This is a genomic window from Chitinophaga sp. Ak27 (genome assembly GCF_012726295.1).
In the GTDB taxonomy this organism is placed as follows: Bacteria; Bacteroidota; Bacteroidia; order Chitinophagales; family Chitinophagaceae; genus Chitinophaga.
In genome coordinates this window covers 770,604-788,776 of record NZ_JABAOB010000001.1, presented here as the reverse complement: position 1 = coordinate 788,776, position 18,173 = coordinate 770,604, and the positions used below count along the sequence as shown (strand labels likewise).

Sequence of the window (18,173 nt, the reverse complement as noted above, 5' to 3'; positions counted from 1 at the left end):
ATTATGGAACATCAGCATCAGCACGATCACACGCACATGGACGGAGGAAAATCAGCCCATGATCATAGTGCTATGGAACACAGTGAACAGCAACACCAGGACCAACACGGCAAACAGGACAAACACGATCATCACGGCGGTCATGGTGGTCATCACGATCATCATGCTATGATGATTGCAGATTTCAGGAAGCGATTTTTTGTGGTGTTGGTACTCACCCTGCCGGTCATGTTGCTTTCACAAATGATCCAGCATTGGTTGGGTATTAATATCCATTTTCCGGGAGATAATTACCTGCTGCTGGCGCTTTCTTCTGTAGTCTTTTTCTACGGTGGCTGGCCATTTTTAAAAGGCTGGTGGGAAGAAATGAAGGGCCGGGAACCAGGCATGATGACACTCATAGGATTTGCCATCACGGTAGCCTATATCTATAGCGTAGCTACCATAGCGGGCTTGAAGGGAATGGACTTTTTCTGGGAACTTACTACGCTGATTCTCATCATGCTGCTGGGGCACTGGATTGAGATGAAGTCGATAGCCGGCGCCTCACGGGAGCTGGAGTTGCTGGTGCAGCTTATGCCCGATGATGCCCACCTGGTGCATGGGGAACATATCATGGATGTAAAAACTGCCACGCTGAAAGAAGGTGACGTGATCCTGGTAAAACCGGGTGAAAAGGTAGCAGCAGACGGTAAAGTGCTGGAAGGCACTACCTGGTTGAATGAGAGTATGCTGACGGGGGAATCTAAACCAGTGGAAAAGCAAAAGAATGATAATGTGATCGCGGGATCTATTAACGGCAACGGTGCTATTAAAGTAGCCGTTGCGCACGGCGCCGCCAACTCTTACCTTTCGCAGGTGGTAAAGCTGGTGCAGGATGCGCAGCAGTCGAAGTCAAAAACACAGCTATTGGCCGACAAAGCGGCGCGTTGGTTAACCGGTATTGCCATCTTATCGGGTATTGTCACTTTTTTATATTGGTGGGGAAGCGGTCGTGAGCTGGCTTTTGCCATAGAACGCATGGTAACGGTGATCGTGATCTGTTGTCCGCATGCGTTAGGGCTGGCGGTACCACTGGTTATTGCCCGCTCTACTGCTTTATCGGCCCGGCATGGATTGCTGATTAAGAACCGTACCGACTTTGAAAACTCCCGTAACATCACGACAATCGTATTTGACAAAACGGGCACGCTCACCGTGGGCCGTTTTGAAGTAGTACGGTTTGAGTCCCTGCAGCAGGGCATATCGAAGGAAATGGTATTGCAATTAGCTGCCGCTGTAGAAGGAAGTTCCGAGCATCCTATTGCCACAGGTATCATCAGTAAAGCGCAAGCTTTGCAATTGTCCTTACCCGCCGGAGCCAATATCCAGGCCATTACCGGGAAGGGGATCACCGGCAGCGTAGATGGAAAACAGGTACAGGTGATAAGCCCCGGATATGCTACCACGGGGTTTAGCAATGCACCGGCGGTAGACATACAGGCAGGGGAAACGCTGGTATATGTGGTGGTAGACAATACTATCGCGGGATTTATAGCCCTGGCAGACCAGATAAGACCAGAATCGGCGGGCGCTATTGCCACGTTGCAGGCCAATCATATCAAAACTACTTTATTGACGGGCGATAATAAAGTGGTGGCAGAAAGTGTGAGCAAGCAATTGGGTATGGACAGCTTCATTGCAGAAGTATTACCGCATCAGAAGCTGGACAAGATCAGGGAACTGCAGCAGCAGGGCGAATTTGTGGCCATGACGGGAGATGGTATCAATGATGCGCCAGCGCTGGCCCAGGCAAATGTAGGCATTGCGATAGGCAGCGGCAGCGACATTGCCGCCGAAACCGCCGGTATAGTGCTGGTCAACAGCAATCCCCAGGATGTGGTGAACCTGGTATTATTCGGAAAAGCCACCTGGCGTAAAATGATGCAGAACCTGGCCTGGGCAACAGGCTATAACATCATTGCCCTGCCCCTGGCAGCGGGGGTGCTCTACAAGGAAGGTATCTTGCTGAGCCCTGCTGCCGGCGCTGTATTGATGACCGTCAGCACCGTGGTGGTAGCGATTAATGCCAGTCTCCTGAAAGTGAAGAACGGGGGGAAATAGGCAGCGCCCCTGGAAGTCACATTGTGATATTATGTATATTCGTGTATTGATCGCTATTTTGCCCTGAAAAGGCAGGGTAAAAACAAAAGGAGGATTTAAATACTATATGGTGACGAATATTCAAAGCCTGGAGAATATACATTTGGCAGTTATTGGCCTGGGATATGTTGGATTACCACTGGCCATTGAGTTTGGCAGAAAATACGATGTGTTGGGATTTGACATTAACCGGGAACGGGTAACCGAATTGGCGGCGGGCGCCGACCGTACCCGGGAAGCCAATATGGAAGACCTGAAGACGGTGATGGAATTGAAAACCCATGGGCCGCTCGGACTTTCCTTTTCCTCCGACACTGCAGATCTGAGCAAATACAATGTTTTTATTGTAACCGTGCCTACACCCATAGATGCTTTTAAGGCGCCGGACTTAGGCCCGCTCCTGAAAGCCTCTGAAATGTTGGGAAAGATATTGAAGAAAGGAGACCTGGTCATTTATGAATCCACCGTTTACCCGGGCTGTACAGAAGAAGACTGTGTTCCGGTACTGGAAAAGACTTCCGGCCTGGTGTATAATACTGACTTTTTTGTGGGCTATTCGCCGGAACGTATCAACCCGGGAGATAAAGTGAACACGCTGACTAAAATAAAAAAGGTGACCAGTGGTTCTACGCCGGCCATCGCCGATAAGGTAGATGCGCTATATGGTTCCATTATCACAGCAGGTACCCATAAAGCGCCCAGCCTGAAGGTAGCGGAAGCTTCCAAAGCCATTGAGAATGCTCAGCGCGATGTGAATATTTCCTTTGTAAATGAGCTCGCGTTGATCTTCGACAAAATTGGTATTGATACCAATGATGTAATTGAGGCTGCCGGGACCAAATGGAATTTCCTGAAATACAAGCCGGGGTTAGTAGGTGGTCACTGTATAGGAGTAGACCCGTATTACCTGGCGCATAAGGCAGAATCATTGGGATATCATCCACAGGTAATCTTATCGGGCCGCCGGGTAAACGACCATATCGGTCACTTTGTAGCCAACAAAGTGGTGAAGCTGATGATCGACAAAGACCATAAGATTAAGGGTTCCAAAGCGTTGATCATGGGTATTACCTTCAAGGAAAATTGCCCGGACGTGCGGAACACACGGGTGGTAGATATATATGATGAGCTGAAACAGTTTGGGTTGGAAGTAGATATTTATGATCCCTGGGCCGATCCCAAAGAAGTGGAAGAAGAGTATGGACTGAAGATCATTGGTGCGATTGAAGAAGGAGCGGTGTATGATGCCATTATTGTGGCGGTGGCACATAAAGAATTCCTGAGCTTCGACTACGCAAAGCACCGGCGCAACAATGGCGTTATCTTCGATACCAAGGCCTGTATAGACCGGGAGTTGGTAGATGGAAGACTATAAAAATAATTGCGATAGCAAATGAAAAATGGGGCGTTTCCGTTGCGGGAACGCCCCCATTTTTTTTGACATCTTATTACTGGTTGATTTCCCCGGGAATTACTTCCACCACGTGTTTGGCGCCATTTCTCAAAATAGTGACCGGTATCCTTCTGCCGATTTGTTTTTCAGAGAGCAGGAGATGGAGATCATCCACAGCGGCTACGGGTTGCTGGTCGAAGGCAACAATGATATCACCGATATGCAGTTCGCTGTTATAGAAATTTCCGTCTGGTACAATTTCAAAAATGTATACGCCCGTTTGGGTAGTCAGTTTGTTGGCGGCAATCATACGACTGCTGAGGTTTACCGGTTGAGCTGCTATTCCCAGCTGGGCTCTCCTGATTTTGCCATGCAGGATCAGCTGCCCGGCTATCTGTGCGGCCAGGTTAGAGGAGATGGCAAAACAAAGACCTTGTGCCGCGGCAATTACCGCCGTGTTAACGCCAATTACATGACCTGCCGAATTAACCAGTGGCCCGCCGCTGTTGCCGGGATTAAGCGCAGCATCCGTTTGAATAACGTTGTCGATCAGCCGGCCGTTGGCGGCACGCAGCGTACGCCCGAGGGCGCTGACTACGCCTGCTGTAACGGTATGTTGTAATCCCATTGGATTACCGATGGCGATCGCGATCTGCCCTACCTGCAACGCAGACGAATCCGCCAGCTGCATGGCTTTTAGCCCCGTTTCATCAATTTTCAACACCGCAATGTCGGTAGAAGGGTCGGTTCCTTTGACCTCTGCTGCCACTTTACGGCCGTCGGCAAAAGATACCCGGATGCTGCCGGCATTTTCTATGACGTGGTGATTGGTAATAACAAAGCCATCGGAGGAAATAACAAAGCCGGAACCGGCACCCGTTTGCGGCCGCTTATCCCGCGTTCGCGGATCATTTGTCTTTATCTTTTTCTGTACTTCTATATGTACCACAGATTCAGCTACCGTGCCTACCACACCGGTAACAGTCTGAGAATAGGCATCTAATAAACTCCTGTCTTTCGACGCCTGATGCGTAAGAAATGAAATTGAGTTATCCATAATCTTTAGCGGGTCAAATATATTTCCAGTTTATTGCAGATGTCGTTTTGGCATTTTATCGGCTATTTTTTATGACAAGATAGCTGAAAGGAGCATAAAGCGGAAGCATAAGGTAAAAGCTACTGACGTGAATGACGAAGAAATACCCGGCTAAAATCATTCTCTGCAATAGCTTTTTGCCTTATGCTTTCCGCTTTATGCGCTTAATTGCCTATTTTGACGGTCTATGCCAGGAATCGATTTAAAGGCACTGTGGAAAGCTGTTTGTATGGAGGACGATCAACAGTCGTTCCGCCAGCTGTTTAATCATTTTTACACAGGATTAGTGCGGTTTGCCATGGACCTGACGATCAGCCGGGAAGCGGCGGAAGAACTGGTAGCAGATGTTTTTATTCAGCTCTGGAAAAACAGGAAACAAACGGACCCCATCCTGTATTTTAAAACTTATTTATATACGGCTGTACGTAACCGTTGTTATAACCATCACCGCGATCAGCAAAAGCACCAGTGGCTGCAGCTGGAAGAAGAAGATGCCCTTCCATTCGATGAAGTGCATCCGCAGCTGGAATGGAAAGAAATGCAGCAGTGGCTGGATAGGGCGGTGGAAAATCTCTCTCCCCAGGGGCGGACCATTTTCCGGTTGGTACGGGAAGAAGGATTTAAGTACAAAGAAGTGGCGGATATCCTGGGTATTTCTCCCCGCACGGTAGAAACCCAGCTGGTGAGGGCTACCGGTCGCCTGCGGCAGGCATTGCATCAATATGGCGGCGGTTTTAACCAGCCCATCTCCGGCCGCTGAAAAATTTTTTCTCCACTTGTAAGTAATTGTCTCCATCCTGGTGTCTATCCCGGTAAGGTACTCTTTGTCGATTAAACCAATCTTACATGAATGCGCATCGCCTGGATGAATTAATCACCGCTAAACTGAGCGGCACGCTGGATAAGAGCGGGCAGCAGGAGTTGGCGGCGTTATTGGAGCAACACCCTGAGTGGAGAACGGAGCTTGGTTTGCTGGAGCAATACTGGCAGTCGGCGCCAACGCCGGAAGTACCTGCTCCTGGTGCTTTTGATAAAATGATGGCAACAGCCCTGGCGCCTGTAGAAACAGATAATATGCCGGTGGTAAAGCGGATGCGTTGGTGGAAGTGGGCGGCGGCGGCGGCCGTAGCTGGCTTGCTGGGTGCACTCAGTTACCAGGCCTGGTGGCACAGCGGGCAATCCGCTGCCGGCGAGGCATTGGTGGCTACCCGCAATGGAGAACGCCGGCAAGTCATTCTCAGCGATGGTAGCATCGTACACCTGAATGCTTCCAGTCGCCTTACCTGTCAATTGAATGCCTATCGCCGGGAGATTTGGCTGGAAGGGGAGGCTTACTTTGAAGTAGCGCCTGATGCGGCCCGCCCTTTTACGGTACATGCCGCTCATCTCAATATACACGCCCTGGGTACTGCCTTTAATGTAAAGGCCTATCCCGGGGATGCCCTGTTTGAAACCACCCTGTTGCAGGGAGCAGTGGAAGTATACACCGATAAAACGCCCGATAATAAAATACGGCTACGACCCTACGAAAAGATTGCAGTAGCGCGTGACCAGCTCCGGGAACTACCGGCAGGAAAGCTGGAAATAAAACCGGTGGTGTCCAAAGCCGTCGTCGCCAAAGCGGGTATGCTGCCGGCGTTGGACAGTACAATACGGGAAACCGCCTGGGTAAGTAATCGTCTGCAGTTCGATTCGGTCAACTTCCAACAGCTGGGCATTTTGCTCGAACGCTGGTATGGAGTGCAGATCGTGTTCCGGAACGACGCCGTAAAACAGTATGTATTCAGCGGTTCTTTTGCTTCCGAATCGGTTACACAAGCCTTGCAAGCGTTACAGTTGACGGAGGATTTTCACTTTGAAAATAAAGGCACGCAGATCATTATATATTAAATACACGTTCACCTAAAAAGCGTTTATGAAAAACTAAAAACCTGTAACACAGTCCAATGAAAAAAACAGGAAATGCTGCAAACATTTCCTGTGTAAGGCAAATCAGCAAAGCGCCGGCCCCTCTTGCAACAGACGGCAGGGCTTTGCTATTTTATCACCCGTTATCACAAATTTATGGAAAAAGTCAACCAATCGGATGCATGCCGGCGAAAAACGGCTATGCGCAAGTATTTGATCATTATGAAGCTATCATTCTTTATTGTTTTGTTTTCCTGTATGCAGGTGGCTGCTACCGGGTATTCCCAAAAGCGCATCACCCTTAACCTGAAAGATACAGAGCTGAAAAAGGTGCTGGACCGCATTGCGGGACAGTCGGATGTTCGCTTTTTGTACAGCAACCGTAAGGTAGACCTGCAACAGCGCGTGAGTGTCAATACCTGGGAAGCACCCCTGCCAACGGTACTGGAGAAGGTATTGGCCGGCACCGGCTTTACCTATAAAGAACTGGAAGGGCAACTGGTGGTGATCATCCCGGAAAATACCCGTTGGGAGAATATAAAAGTCAAAGGCCGCGTTACCGGCATCGACGATCAGGCCGCCCTGCCCGGCGTTACCATACAGGTGAAAGGTACGGCTGTCGGTACGGTCACCGATGCCAACGGTAACTTTTCCCTCGATGCGCCAGCCGATGGCATCCTGCTGTTTCGCTATGTAGGATATGAGCCACTGGAACTGCCTGCCAAAGCCAATATGGAAGTACAGTTAAAAAAATCATCCAGTGCACTGACGGAAGTGGTGGTGATTGGTTATGGTGTTACACAGAAAAAAGACCTCACCGGCTCTATCGCCAGCGTAACGCCCAAAGAGTTCAATAAAGGCATCATCAGCAACCCGGTACAGGTGTTACAAGGAAAAGTAGCTGGCCTGGTGATCAGTAAACCCGGCGGTAACCCCAACGGCAAGATCAGTATCAGCCTGAGAGGCGCTTCTTCTTTATCGGCCAGCAGTCAGCCGCTGTTTGTGGTAGACGGTATCCCGGGTATCGACATCAATGCAGTTCCTCCCGATGATATCGTGTCGATCGATGTTTTGAAAGATGCTTCCGCAGCTGCTATCTACGGTTCCCGGGGCGCCAACGGCGTTATTATCGTTACTACCCGCCGCGGTAAAGACGGCGCCTCACAAGTTTCCTACAGCGGTTATATCGGCATGGAAAAACTCTCCAATACCTATGATGTGCTCGGCGCCTCCGCCTATCGCCAATACCTTAAAGACAACAGCATCGATCCGGCAGGCTTCGACCTGGGATCTGCAACCAACTGGCAGAAAGCTATTACCCGTACAGGTATCAGCCATAGTCACAATATTTCTATGAGCGGTGGTAAAGCCAATACCCGCTACAGCGCCTCTGTCAACTATCTCAACAATGAAGGCATTGTGCTCAACTCCGGCCTCGAACGCATGATTGGCCGCATTACGTTGGACCAGGGCGTGTTCGATAACCGCCTCCGTCTCGGATTATCCATGAATTATGTTGGAGAGAAAAATAGATACCAGGGCCTGGACCCCGACGGCAACGGGGACAACCGCATATGGGAACAATCTGTTGCCTATAATCCCACTGCGCCCGTTTACAACCCGGATGGTTCCTTTTTCGAAAAACTGGATATCAACGATAACTACAATCCCGTTGCCCTGGCAAACGAGATTAAACACCAGCGGGCACTGAACCGCTTTATAGGAACGGCCAAAGCCACCTACGATATCACTTCACACCTCAGCTACGACCTGTTGCTGGGATTGGAGCGTGCCTCCAGTGATCGCGGGTTATATTATTCCAAATATTCACCGGTAACAGAAGGCGCCGGCAGCAATGGTACTGCTACGCGCGCTTCTAAAACCTGGGACAATAAAACCCTGGAAACCTACTTTACCTATAACCTGCCCTGGGGAAAGAATGTGCTGAAAGCCACCGCAGGATATTCTTACCAGAACTTCTTTGCCAACAGCATGTCGGCTGGCAATACCCAGTTTGTGTCTGATATTTTCGGCTATAATAACTTAGGCGCCGGCCAGGGCGATCAGCCCGCGGTAGCATCCGGCGCAGAGGAAAACTCCCTGGTATCTTTCATCGGCCGTGTATTTTACAGCTATAACGATAAGTACCTGCTCACCGGTACCGTGCGCAGGGATGGGTCTACTCGCTTTGGGAAAGACAAGAAGTGGGGTACTTTCCCCTCTGCCTCGCTGGCATGGCGTATTACACAGGAACCATTTTTACAGAACAGCAGCTGGTTGCAGGACCTTAAACTGCGGGTAGGCTACGGTATCACCGGTAACCAGGAAATACAGAATTATAAATCGCCGCTCACTTATAGCCCCGGTGGTAAGGTGCTGGATAATGGCCGCTGGGTAACTTCCTACCAGATAGGGCAAAATGAAAACCCCAACCTCCGCTGGGAGTCGGCAGCGCAATTCAATGCGGGTGTAGATTTTACGTTATTTAAGGGAAGACTGAGCGGAACGCTGGAATATTACGATAAGCGTACCAAAGACTTGCTCTTTAATTACAATGTTCCTTCACCGCCTTATCTTTTCCCTTCCATGCTGGCCAACGTAGGTAAGATCAGCAACAAGGGGGTAGAACTGTCGTTGAATGGCGCCATTATCGATCATAAAGATTTCAGCTGGAATGCTTCTTTCAATATTTCACGTAACTACAACGAGATATTGTCTATCGCCAACGACCAGTTTAAAAGCGATGCTATCTACGATGGTACTGTTGGCGCACGCGGGCTCACCGCTGTACAGATCGTGAAAGTGGTGCCTGGTTATTCTATCGGTACGTTTTACATTCCCCATTACATTGGCACCGATGCAAATGGTAACCAGCAGTTTGAAGATCTGGATGGCAGCGGTACTTTCGATTTTCGCAGCGACAGCCGCGTGGCGGGGAATGGCTTACCTAAATACCAGGCGGGTTTAGCCAACAGCTTCCGTTATAAAAACTTCGACCTCAACTTTTTACTCCGCAGCCTTTTTGGTTACCAGATCTTCAATGCCACTGAACTGGTGCTGAGCGATCGTTTCAGCCGGTTGCCCGGCCGTAATGCCATGGCTAAATATGCTAACAGCAATATTAAAGGCACCTACGTATCCGATCGCTTTATTGAAAATGGCGCCTTCCTCCGCCTGGATAACTTTTCACTGGGATACAATATCCCGGCAGTGCATAGCAAATGGTTCGCTAATCCCCGGGTATATATTTCGGGACAAAACCTGTTCGTGATTACGAAGTATTCAGGTCTTGACCCTGAACTACCTATAGATGGCCTCGCGCCAGGGATCGATAACCGCAATATCTATCCGAAAACACGTTCATTTGCCCTGGGCTTTACGGTCAACTTTAAATAAAAACAATCCACATGAAAGCAACCTTCTTTACATATACTTTACTAGCAGGGATGGTGTGTTCCCTGTTTAGTTGTACCAAACTGGATGAAACATTTTATGACAGGGGTACTGACGATAATTTTCTGAAGACAGAAGATGAACTGAATGCTTTTGCCAACGGCGCTTATGCCAAGTTGCGCGGATACCGCGACAGCTACTGGAAAATGAATGAGGTCACCACCGATGAAACCACGGTGCCTTCCCGTGGCGCCGACTGGAATGAAGGCGGTTTATGGCGGGTATTGATCAGTCATGAGTTTCCAATCACACACCAGTATATCAATGATATGTGGAACTTCATTTACCGGGATGGGGTAAACCCGGTAAATGCCATCCTGCAAAAGCTGGAAGGTTCCACCATCGTACTGCCTACCAAAGATCAGCTGATTGCGCAGATGAAAGTTTTGCGTGCATTTCATTATTACCTGGCTATGGATGCTTTCGGGAATATTCCCATTGTAACGTCCTTTGCACAAACGGAGCCGCCAAAAAATACGCCGAGGGCGCAGGCTTTTGCCTTTATCGAAAAAGAGATCAAAGATAACCTGGCGGCGCTGCCCACTACGCTGGACACCAAAAACTATGGCAAAGTAACCAGGGGCATGGCCTTTATGTTACTGGCTAAATTATATGTGAATGCGGAAGTGTACACCGGTACCCAGCGCTGGGCCGATTGTATGCGTATGTGCGACTCCGTTACAAAGATGGGGTATCAGTTGGAAGCCGATTATTTTGCTAACTTCTCTACAAAAAATGAAAATTCTAAAGAGAATATTTTCGTAGTGCCTTATGATGCTATCAACGCCAAAGGCATGATGCTGCATTATCTTACGCTGCATTACAACAACCGTTATACTTACGGGCTGCCCAGCTCGCCCTGGAATGGCTGGTGTACCCTGAAGGCATTTTACGAAGCGTATGATGCCGATGATAAGCGTAAAACCATGTTCCTGATTGGTCAGCAATATGCCCAGGATGGTACGCCGTTGAAGACAGAGCAGGGAGCGCCGTTGATCTTTACCAGCACTATCGGCGATCTGGCTAATGCTACGCAAACAGAGGGCGTGCGCATCGTGAAATATGAAATCCAGAAGAACACGCCTTATTCCGACCAGGACAACGACCTGGTGATTTTCCGTTATGCCGATGCACTGATGCTGAAAGCAGAATGCCTGCTGCGTACTGGCCAGGAAGGTGCGGCATTGGCATTGGTAAACCAGGTGAGGAGCCGCAATTTTGAAAATGGTAAGCCATTCACTACGCTCACGTTGGACAATCTCCTCGCTGAGCGGGGACGGGAGTTTATATGGGAAGGTTGCCGCCGTCAGGACCTCGTGCGTTTTGGCAAGTGGAACGGCGCCTGGCAGTTTCATCCTGTTGACCAGCCTTTCCGCCGGCTATTTCCCATTCCGCAGGCCCAGCTGGATGCCAATCCCAACCTGGTGCAGAACGAAGGATATAAATAGCAATTATCTTCATAAAACAACAGCAGCGAATGACCAAAGTCATTCGCTGCTGCCATTTTAAGTGAACAGTCAGGGCTGTTTTATTTCTGTTCGCGGAAGGTCTCGGTCGTGGCACCAGGGGCCATTTGCATGCCGGAAAGCGAACCGCATCAACAGCACGTTAGTGCCGATAAATAATATAATCACCAGTATAGCAGCCACTTTGGTGATGGTACGAAGGGCTGGTTTTTTTGAAAAACCGCCAAAAACATAACCGATAATAAACACCATACATGCGGCAAATAGTATGCGCAGGATGATGATAAACACGAGTCCCATAATAACACAGATTTAAAGATTACTTGAATTTGCTCAGCAGGGCCTGGTCTTCCGCTTTACCCCAGCGCGGATAGTTTCCATTGGTGGGGGTATTCAGTTTAGACAGGCTTTCGCCGGCGAGTTTTTTCGCGAGGTCTTTGTCGCCGCCCCACATCTTCGGTGTATAATATTTCAGCCAGGCAGACACATACAAGGCCCGGGGATTTTGTGCATCCAGGGCGGTGGCTTGTTTCAGGAACTGGTCTGACAGCATGCCGTATTTACGTCCGTATGTCATCGGATTGATAAATACCTTGGTGCGGTATATCATGCTCAGCACGGTGTATACTTCCGCCACTTCCTTTTGCTGGGAGCCTGTATCCAGTAAGGACAATGCTTTCTTGGCCTGTTCTTCTCCACGATTGGCATAGCTTTCAATTTTATCACCATCGTCTTGTAAGAGGAAACCGATTTTAGCATTGCAGAGGGCGGCATAGTAGGGCGCCAGCCAGGTAGGTTGTTCACTGATCCCGGTAAATGTTTTTTCCAGTTGTTCGTAATCTTTTACCGTTTGCGCCTGGTCCAGTTTGGCGATAGCCGCTGACAAGCCGCCAGACTGTGCATACGTGCTGTACTGCAATAAAACTGCTGAAAATAGGGTGAAGAGTAGCTTTTTCATTTTTCTTTTTTTGTGAGATTTATAAATCATTGTTGAGAAAATCCTCTGTACGGTCTATGCCTAAGCTCATAAACACCCCGATGAACACACTGCGTGTAGCCGGAGGCGTTATAGCCTCTTTAATTTGCCCGTTATAGCTGTAATTATATCCAAATACCTGCCGGGTGCCGGTAATGTTGTTGATGCCAGCAGCGATACCAGAAAAATCTTTCCAGCGGCTGTGCTTAAAGAACGAGCAGAGGTAGGCTACGTGCAGGTTAAGCATATTGTATGCATTGGTAGTACCCTGGTCGGTAATGCCGTTGGTAGTAATATGATAGTAAGGCCGGCCGGTAGCAAAGGCCCAGGATACGTTCACGCTGGTATTGATATCGGGCAGGAACTTTTTTACCGCGATGGTAGCCGTATGCGGCGCAGCAAAAGAAGGGCGCAGGGAGTAGGGGTAGTCCAGGAAATTGCGTTTGGTATCCAGATACGTATAGGTGACCCAGTAGTCGAGATTTTTGAACGTTTTTTTATCTCTCCAGAATAATTCCACTCCTTGCGCATAGCCTTTGCCGTTATTGTCCAGTGCCGGCATTGTTTTAACCAGGTGTTGGTACTGCTTATAATACGCTTCCACGCGAAACAGGCGGTTGCTGGCTTTCCTGGTATAATTCAGCACGTAATGCGTAGCGCTGGAAAACTCGAGTTGGCGCGATAGGTAAAGAAAGTCATTCGCCGGCTCCTGGTAAAAAATGCCATAGGCCAGGTTAAATTGTCCACCGTTATGCAGGCGGTAGGCGAGGCTTATCCTGGGCGCCAGCACTGCCTTGCCCAATGCGCTGGCATACTCCATACGCAGGCCTGTTTTAGCAGCGAGGTTATCGGCCAGGTAGATATCTCCTTCGGCAAATACGGCAGTCAGGTGGTCGGTGAACCGTATGGCGCTATCGTTGGCATTTCCCTGGTCGTGCGTATAGAATTGTTCTGCTCCTACACGTAGCGCTTGTCCCCGTGGAAAGAAATGGGTGAGCAATATCCTGGCTTGTGCAAAGTTGCTGTTAATGATGCGCTGGCCGTTTTTATAGATAAACGGAATGGTTGGCAGATGTACCGGATCGCCTTTGGCATCACTGAGCAAGTAGCTGTTCTGTTGCTTATTGTAGCTGTAAGCCGCACCCAGCTCTATCTTCCAGTTATTGCTGAGCAGGCTGCGGAAACTGAGGTTGTTATAGCTATTCCAGCCTTTTACCCGAAAGCCTGCTTTGAGGGAGCTGCTGTCGATATCAGGGGTGTTCAGACCTACGTCGCTGTAACCCCAGTTGCTGTAAAATTTGAGCATACCGGTCTTACCGGTGCGTATCCTGAAGTTGGCATTGCCATCGAGGTAGGCGGGGCCAGCATAAAAATCGGGCTTTTGCGGCACAACGGAATTATACAACGCGAGGTTGCTATAAGAGATTTTGGCGCCGTAGCTGCTGCGGTTGTCCGGTGCCAGGTATTGCATACCTGCAGAGAGGTTCATTGGAAATATGCTGAAGCTGGCCGACGTTTTTTCCGGGAGATCTACGCTTTCCAATATGAGCGCGCTGCTCATGGCCTGGCCATATAGGGCGGAATAACCACCGGAGCTGAACAGGATGCCTTTAAAGAGAAAGGGATTAATGCGGGCGTACTGTGGTACGCCGGGAACAGCGGGGTAGTTGGGTGTTCTGAGCAGGGTACCATCTATAAATTGTTTGGTTTCATCGCTGGTACCACCGCGCACGAAAAGCCCTTCCTGTTCGCCGATCTGCTGGGCGCCGGGCAGGGAGCGTAATGCCTGGGAAATATCGCCGTTGCTGCCAGCTACGGTGACGGCATCTATTGGCGTTAGGGCGGCGCCTTTGGCCTTATCGCTGGCTTCAAAAGCGCCGGCGCTTACTACTACCTCGCGTAAGCCCCTGGTACTTTTGATGGTGGTATCGCGTTTCATGGTACTGTCGGCTGCCGGCGTTTTTTGCTGTGCATGTGTGCCAAAGGCAAACAGTAACAAGAGACCTATGGTAAAGAGTGTTTTCATCGCTTAAAGAATGATCTGTCCACAAAGCTATCGGGAATAGCTACTGCGTTTTTGGTGTGTAGACAGGATGGGTAAGTGTCGCGATGAAATGGGAAAAGCTTACTGGTTCAGCAGTTTGTTGACATTGTCTTTGTAAAATTCGCTGACCGGAATTTCTATATCACCGATACAAACCAGGTCGCGTTTGATCGTAGTGATTTTGTCGACCGAATCAGGCGGTAGTTTTGCTGGAAAATAATGCTTATAATATCAGTGAGGTGGCTTATAAAGTCGGGCACAGTGATCCGAAGTATTGCAGTAAAGAATTTAAGAAGCACTTTGGGAAACCACCCAGTGATTGGACATGCAGCGTGTAATCACCTGATGGAATCATTTCCCGCCAATGTTGCTGCTGCTTCTTTTTTGATGAATTCAACCTCGGGACTATTGATCTTTATAGGCATAGACATTATCATGGTTGCCACCCGCTGGATGTTTGCCGAATCGGCAGTTTTTTTATACAAGCGTAATAAATCGTTTTTTACGCCAAACCTGTTGGGCAGGTAGTAGCCAAGCCATTCGTAACAGGCAATAGCATGGTGGTAGTCACCGCGCACGGCGTAGGCCTTTCCCAGCTGTTCTATAGTTAATTTGCTGACAAAATAGTTCCTGCTGCGCTGGAGTATAGGCAACGCGAGCATTGCTGTATTGTGATTTTCCTGTAAAAACAACCCGTAGTCCGTTAGGAACTTTCCATTCTGCTGCAGTATTGGGTAGAGATTTTCATATACTTGTTGCGGGGGAACGTCGGAATTATATCGTCCTTCTGTGAGCATTTCCCATCGTTGAATAGCCTTGTATAGCTGTAGTCCCTTATATATCCCCATGCCCGCCAGTACTAACAGGCATAACATTAAACCTGTTAGCAGGGCATTTTGGTTTGGCGGTGAGTCTATGGAGCTGACCCGTACCAGTACTGATATGGCAAAGCATAAAGCCAGTATCAGCAGGAAAATATTAGTATGCAGCGCGTAGGTGGTGAAGCTGCATGCTAGTATACCTGTTACTGTTAGTTTGGTAACTTTTAGCAAGCTGCTGTAATTGGTGTTGCGTGTGCTGTAAATGTATATCAGCGCGACCATAAAAATTAGAAAGCCGCCAATGCCCACTTCTTTGAGCAGTTGCAGGTATTCATTAAAGAGAATATAGCTTTCACCCGCTGAAAATATTTCCGCCTGAGATATGTCAGGGTGGCTCCTAAAATAGTCCGATTGCCATTGGGGATAGTACCAGCTGAAACGACCAAGACCCGTACCCAGCCAGAAGTGGTCAGTGATGTGCTCCCAGGTAATTCGGATTTTAAGCATTCTGCCGAGGGCCGACATTCTCTTCGCCTGGAACAGGTAGTAGCCGGCACCGCTTAATGTCAGTGTCATCGACGCGGATAAAGTCAATTTTACGATCATCGGCATAGCGGCTGCATATCTCCGGAGGTTTTTCGACCAGGTACTTCCGGCAAAGGCTAATAGCATTACAAATGCTGCAACAATAGCAGACCGGCTTTTCGTGACGAATACAAGGGATATGACGGCTAAAGCAATGATGCTGCAAATGATAAGAGGCGCCCGCTTTTTCAATGGCAGAATATAGCAAAAAAAAGGAAAGCTTATCACCAGGTAGCAGGCGTAAATGCCGGAATTATGTAGGTTGCCCCTGATCATCAAACTCTCATTTTCGCTTCCTGCTACAGCCAATAACTGGGAATATCCGGCATAGAGCTGGAACATGAAGGCAACCGCCAGGGAGACAATTATCGGGATAATGCTGTCGATATTATTGAAGAGAAGTAACGAGCATAATAGGGCAAACATGCTGATACAAACAAAAAAATGTTCATTACCAAAGCTATAATAATTACTGAACAGGAGCAATACCCAAACAATAGCCATGGTAAATACGACGAAATAACCAGGACCGTTGGGCAGCGTTTTTACCGAATTGCCGATGTATCCGGGTTTTATTGATATAATAAAGAAGAATATCAGTGAAAATGGAAAATACAGTAAGGTCCATGCCAAAGTATAATGGTTATTAATATATATCTCATAGTTAAATGAAAATGGGTAACGTAGAATGAAGTACAGGATGCAGGCCAGCCAGGGTACTGCAATAAGGAGTGCGCTTATGCGTTGGGATATATTCATGGAAGGTGATTAAGTTTTTTTCTCCGGCTTCCTGATAGATTACCGCCAAACCTGGAGACTATTTCTATATTCAAAGGGGCGCTCCAACCGTTTGTTACCGACTTTTTCAGTCAGGCGGTATACACCACCTGTAGGGGCTTTTACTGTCGGTAATATGGAATCACGCGTGCACAATATGTCTGATAGCTTTTGCCAGTTGCCAGCTTTGTCAATTCCGTATAGGGTATAAGTATTGCCCTTTTTAACCCAGGATCCGGAGCCGGTGTTGAGTTTGGAAAGCTTCATCTCGCAAAGTTGCTGATCGTTGGCTACGAGTTGGGTTTGTTGGCCTGCAGAATCCAGCAGGAATGGCTGTCCTACAAGCTGGAAACTATTACCATCGGGTAGTGCCATGCGATAGAGAATGTTTTTTCCCATTTGTTTTACATGAACCAGTGTGCCTCGTTGTATCCTGCCCCAATACACGGGTGTCCATTCGCCATAGTTGAAAGCGCAGATATAAGCAATCCGTTTGGTCGTTTTTTGTGGAAGCAAATAGTCGATATCAGCCGTCTGTGTATGAATGGATGTAACATCCAGCCAGTGATCATGTGCTATGCTGCCTAACAGGAACGAATCTGTACCCATGAATGGCCTGATGGAGTCTTTCCAGATGGTGGTGGGAATAAAACTTATCCGGAACACTTTTGCTGCGAGTCCTAATGCATGACCAGGGATGGGGCTTATCACACCGGTGGAGTCTAAAGCCGCTATTTCCGCATGACCTCCATTTCTGGATCCCCAGTATGGAACATAGTCCAATGCGGCCGGGATGCCGAAACTTCGCAGCATATAGATACCTGTGTACGCGCCAAAGTAACAATTCCCCTTTCTGACGCATTTCATCATAGCGAAAGACATGCTCCCGTATCTGTTAAAAGACTGATCTTCAAAGTTGTACCATTTGCTGGCCATGTCCAGTACCTTTGCGGTAATGGCAGCCGGGTTATCGGTATTGCGCTGCCCCTCAAATTTATTGGCGGCTAATACTTCTTTTAATAACCGGCCTTCTTCCCGAAAGAAATATTCACGCCACCGCTGTGGCTCCTCCTTGTGAATCTTGTACGCCAGTAAATAGTTGTGCAATGTGTATTTGTCAGCTTTACGATTCCATTTCCATTTTTTCAGGTAGAAGTCGTAGCTATCTATCTGAGCCATCAATAGATCCGCAGAAAGAATATCTTCGTCCTGTATTATTTCCGTGCGAACAGCCAGGCCATTTTCAGTTAGGAAGGCCGGGAGATTCACGCTGTCCAGGTTAACCTGAACAGTTTGATTGTTGGCTACACTGTAAATTATATTTCTCTCGGAAGTCTGTTGTTCCAGCTGCTCCCTGAGGAATACGGCAGCTTCTAGTCTCGCAGAATCTTCAGGATGTTCCGAATATTTTTGAATCAGCTGATTTATGTCCGTATGCTGTGTCCTGAAATTGCAGGATACTATCAGTAGCACAAGTATAAAAGCCGGAATACTGTAATTTGTCTGCATACG

At 48.4% G+C, this 18,173-nt stretch carries 12 protein-coding genes and 1 pseudogene; 7 read left to right on the top strand and 6 right to left on the bottom strand.

The window, feature by feature from the left end; all coding sequences use genetic code 11:
- Nucleotides 1-3 precede the first annotated feature (3 nt).
- Nucleotides 4-2,103: a copper-translocating P-type ATPase gene (locus HGH90_RS03100; RefSeq protein WP_169190371.1), complete on the top strand. Its 2,100-nt coding sequence runs from the start codon at nucleotides 4-6 to the stop codon at nucleotides 2,101-2,103.
- A gap of 106 nt (nucleotides 2,104-2,209) precedes the next feature.
- The gene (locus HGH90_RS03095; protein WP_168763540.1) at nucleotides 2,210-3,517 is read left to right on the top strand and encodes a nucleotide sugar dehydrogenase; all 1,308 of its coding nucleotides are present in this window, start codon (nucleotides 2,210-2,212) and stop codon (nucleotides 3,515-3,517) included.
- Nucleotides 3,518-3,590: 73 nt separating this feature from the next.
- Here HGH90_RS03095 and HGH90_RS03090 read toward each other — a convergent pair whose 3' ends face one another.
- Nucleotides 3,591-4,592, bottom strand: a complete 1,002-nt coding sequence (locus HGH90_RS03090; protein ID WP_169190370.1) for a S1C family serine protease — start codon at nucleotides 4,590-4,592, stop codon at nucleotides 3,591-3,593.
- 268 nt (nucleotides 4,593-4,860) lie between these two features.
- Between HGH90_RS03090 and HGH90_RS03085 the strand changes: the two genes are divergently transcribed.
- The 4 genes from HGH90_RS03085 (at nucleotide 4,861) to HGH90_RS03070 (ending at nucleotide 11,440) form a co-directional block, all read left to right on the top strand.
- Complete coding sequence (locus tag HGH90_RS03085) at nucleotides 4,861-5,391, top strand: RNA polymerase sigma-70 factor (RefSeq protein WP_169190369.1); 531 nt, start codon at nucleotides 4,861-4,863, stop codon at nucleotides 5,389-5,391.
- Between the two features lie 86 nt (nucleotides 5,392-5,477).
- On the top strand, nucleotides 5,478-6,521 hold the full coding sequence (locus tag HGH90_RS03080; protein WP_169190368.1) for a FecR domain-containing protein: 1,044 nt from the start codon (nucleotides 5,478-5,480) through the stop codon (nucleotides 6,519-6,521).
- A gap of 174 nt (nucleotides 6,522-6,695) precedes the next feature.
- Nucleotides 6,696-9,935 (top strand): TonB-dependent receptor, encoded by a 3,240-nt coding sequence (locus tag HGH90_RS03075; RefSeq protein WP_169190367.1) that lies wholly within the window; start codon nucleotides 6,696-6,698, stop codon nucleotides 9,933-9,935.
- Nucleotides 9,936-9,946: 11 nt separating this feature from the next.
- Nucleotides 9,947-11,440 (top strand): RagB/SusD family nutrient uptake outer membrane protein, encoded by a 1,494-nt coding sequence (locus tag HGH90_RS03070; protein WP_168763535.1) that lies wholly within the window; start codon nucleotides 9,947-9,949, stop codon nucleotides 11,438-11,440.
- 69 nt (nucleotides 11,441-11,509) lie between these two features.
- Here the strand turns inward: HGH90_RS03070 and HGH90_RS03065 are convergent, their stop codons facing one another.
- The 3 genes from HGH90_RS03065 to HGH90_RS03055 are packed head-to-tail and all read right to left on the bottom strand — an operon-like array spanning nucleotide 11,510 to nucleotide 14,460.
- A complete protein-coding gene (locus tag HGH90_RS03065) occupies nucleotides 11,510-11,758 on the bottom strand; it encodes a hypothetical protein (RefSeq protein ID WP_168763534.1) in 249 nt (82 codons plus the stop codon).
- 19 nt (nucleotides 11,759-11,777) lie between these two features.
- Nucleotides 11,778-12,416 (bottom strand): hypothetical protein, encoded by a 639-nt coding sequence (locus HGH90_RS03060; RefSeq protein ID WP_168763533.1) that lies wholly within the window; start codon nucleotides 12,414-12,416, stop codon nucleotides 11,778-11,780.
- Between the two features lie 19 nt (nucleotides 12,417-12,435).
- Nucleotides 12,436-14,460, bottom strand: a complete 2,025-nt coding sequence (locus HGH90_RS03055) for a TonB-dependent receptor plug domain-containing protein (RefSeq protein WP_169190366.1) — start codon at nucleotides 14,458-14,460, stop codon at nucleotides 12,436-12,438.
- A gap of 215 nt (nucleotides 14,461-14,675) precedes the next feature.
- On the opposite strand from HGH90_RS03055, the pseudogene HGH90_RS32240 reads away from it, so the two are divergent.
- Nucleotides 14,676-14,816 (top strand): annotated as a pseudogene (locus tag HGH90_RS32240) (helix-turn-helix domain-containing protein); the annotation flags it as partial.
- Here the strand turns inward: HGH90_RS32240 and HGH90_RS03045 are convergent.
- Both HGH90_RS03045 and HGH90_RS03040 read right to left on the bottom strand, forming a co-directional pair.
- Nucleotides 14,817-16,643, bottom strand: a complete 1,827-nt coding sequence (locus HGH90_RS03045; RefSeq protein WP_168763530.1) for an O-antigen ligase family protein — start codon at nucleotides 16,641-16,643, stop codon at nucleotides 14,817-14,819. It abuts the pseudogene before it with no gap.
- Between the two features lie 39 nt (nucleotides 16,644-16,682).
- Nucleotides 16,683-18,170 carry a hypothetical protein gene (locus HGH90_RS03040; RefSeq protein WP_169190365.1) on the bottom strand — a complete coding sequence of 496 codons (1,488 nt, stop codon included), beginning with the start codon at nucleotides 18,168-18,170 and terminating at the stop codon, nucleotides 16,683-16,685.
- Between the last annotated feature and the right edge of the window lie 3 nt (nucleotides 18,171-18,173).

What these genes read in the sequence shown, in the direction of transcription:
- HGH90_RS03065 (WP_168763534.1), bottom strand. Translation starts at nt 11,758, where the DNA reads ATGGGACTCGTGTTTATCATCATCCTGCGCATACTATTTGCCGCATGT.
- HGH90_RS03070 (WP_168763535.1), top strand. Translation starts at nt 9,947, where the DNA reads ATGAAAGCAACCTTCTTTACATATACTTTACTAGCAGGGATGGTGTGT.
- HGH90_RS03080 (WP_169190368.1), top strand. Translation starts at nt 5,478, where the DNA reads ATGAATGCGCATCGCCTGGATGAATTAATCACCGCTAAACTGAGCGGC.
- HGH90_RS03055 (WP_169190366.1), bottom strand. Translation starts at nt 14,460, where the DNA reads ATGAAAACACTCTTTACCATAGGTCTCTTGTTACTGTTTGCCTTTGGC.
- HGH90_RS03060 (WP_168763533.1), bottom strand. Translation starts at nt 12,416, where the DNA reads ATGAAAAAGCTACTCTTCACCCTATTTTCAGCAGTTTTATTGCAGTAC.
- HGH90_RS03090 (WP_169190370.1), bottom strand. Translation starts at nt 4,592, where the DNA reads ATGGATAACTCAATTTCATTTCTTACGCATCAGGCGTCGAAAGACAGG.
- HGH90_RS03075 (WP_169190367.1), top strand. Translation starts at nt 6,696, where the DNA reads ATGGAAAAAGTCAACCAATCGGATGCATGCCGGCGAAAAACGGCTATG.
- HGH90_RS03040 (WP_169190365.1), bottom strand. Translation starts at nt 18,170, where the DNA reads ATGCAGACAAATTACAGTATTCCGGCTTTTATACTTGTGCTACTGATA.
- HGH90_RS03045 (WP_168763530.1), bottom strand. Translation starts at nt 16,643, where the DNA reads ATGAATATATCCCAACGCATAAGCGCACTCCTTATTGCAGTACCCTGG.
- HGH90_RS03095 (WP_168763540.1), top strand. Translation starts at nt 2,210, where the DNA reads ATGGTGACGAATATTCAAAGCCTGGAGAATATACATTTGGCAGTTATT.
- HGH90_RS03085 (WP_169190369.1), top strand. Translation starts at nt 4,861, where the DNA reads ATGGAGGACGATCAACAGTCGTTCCGCCAGCTGTTTAATCATTTTTAC.
- HGH90_RS03100 (WP_169190371.1), top strand. Translation starts at nt 4, where the DNA reads ATGGAACATCAGCATCAGCACGATCACACGCACATGGACGGAGGAAAA.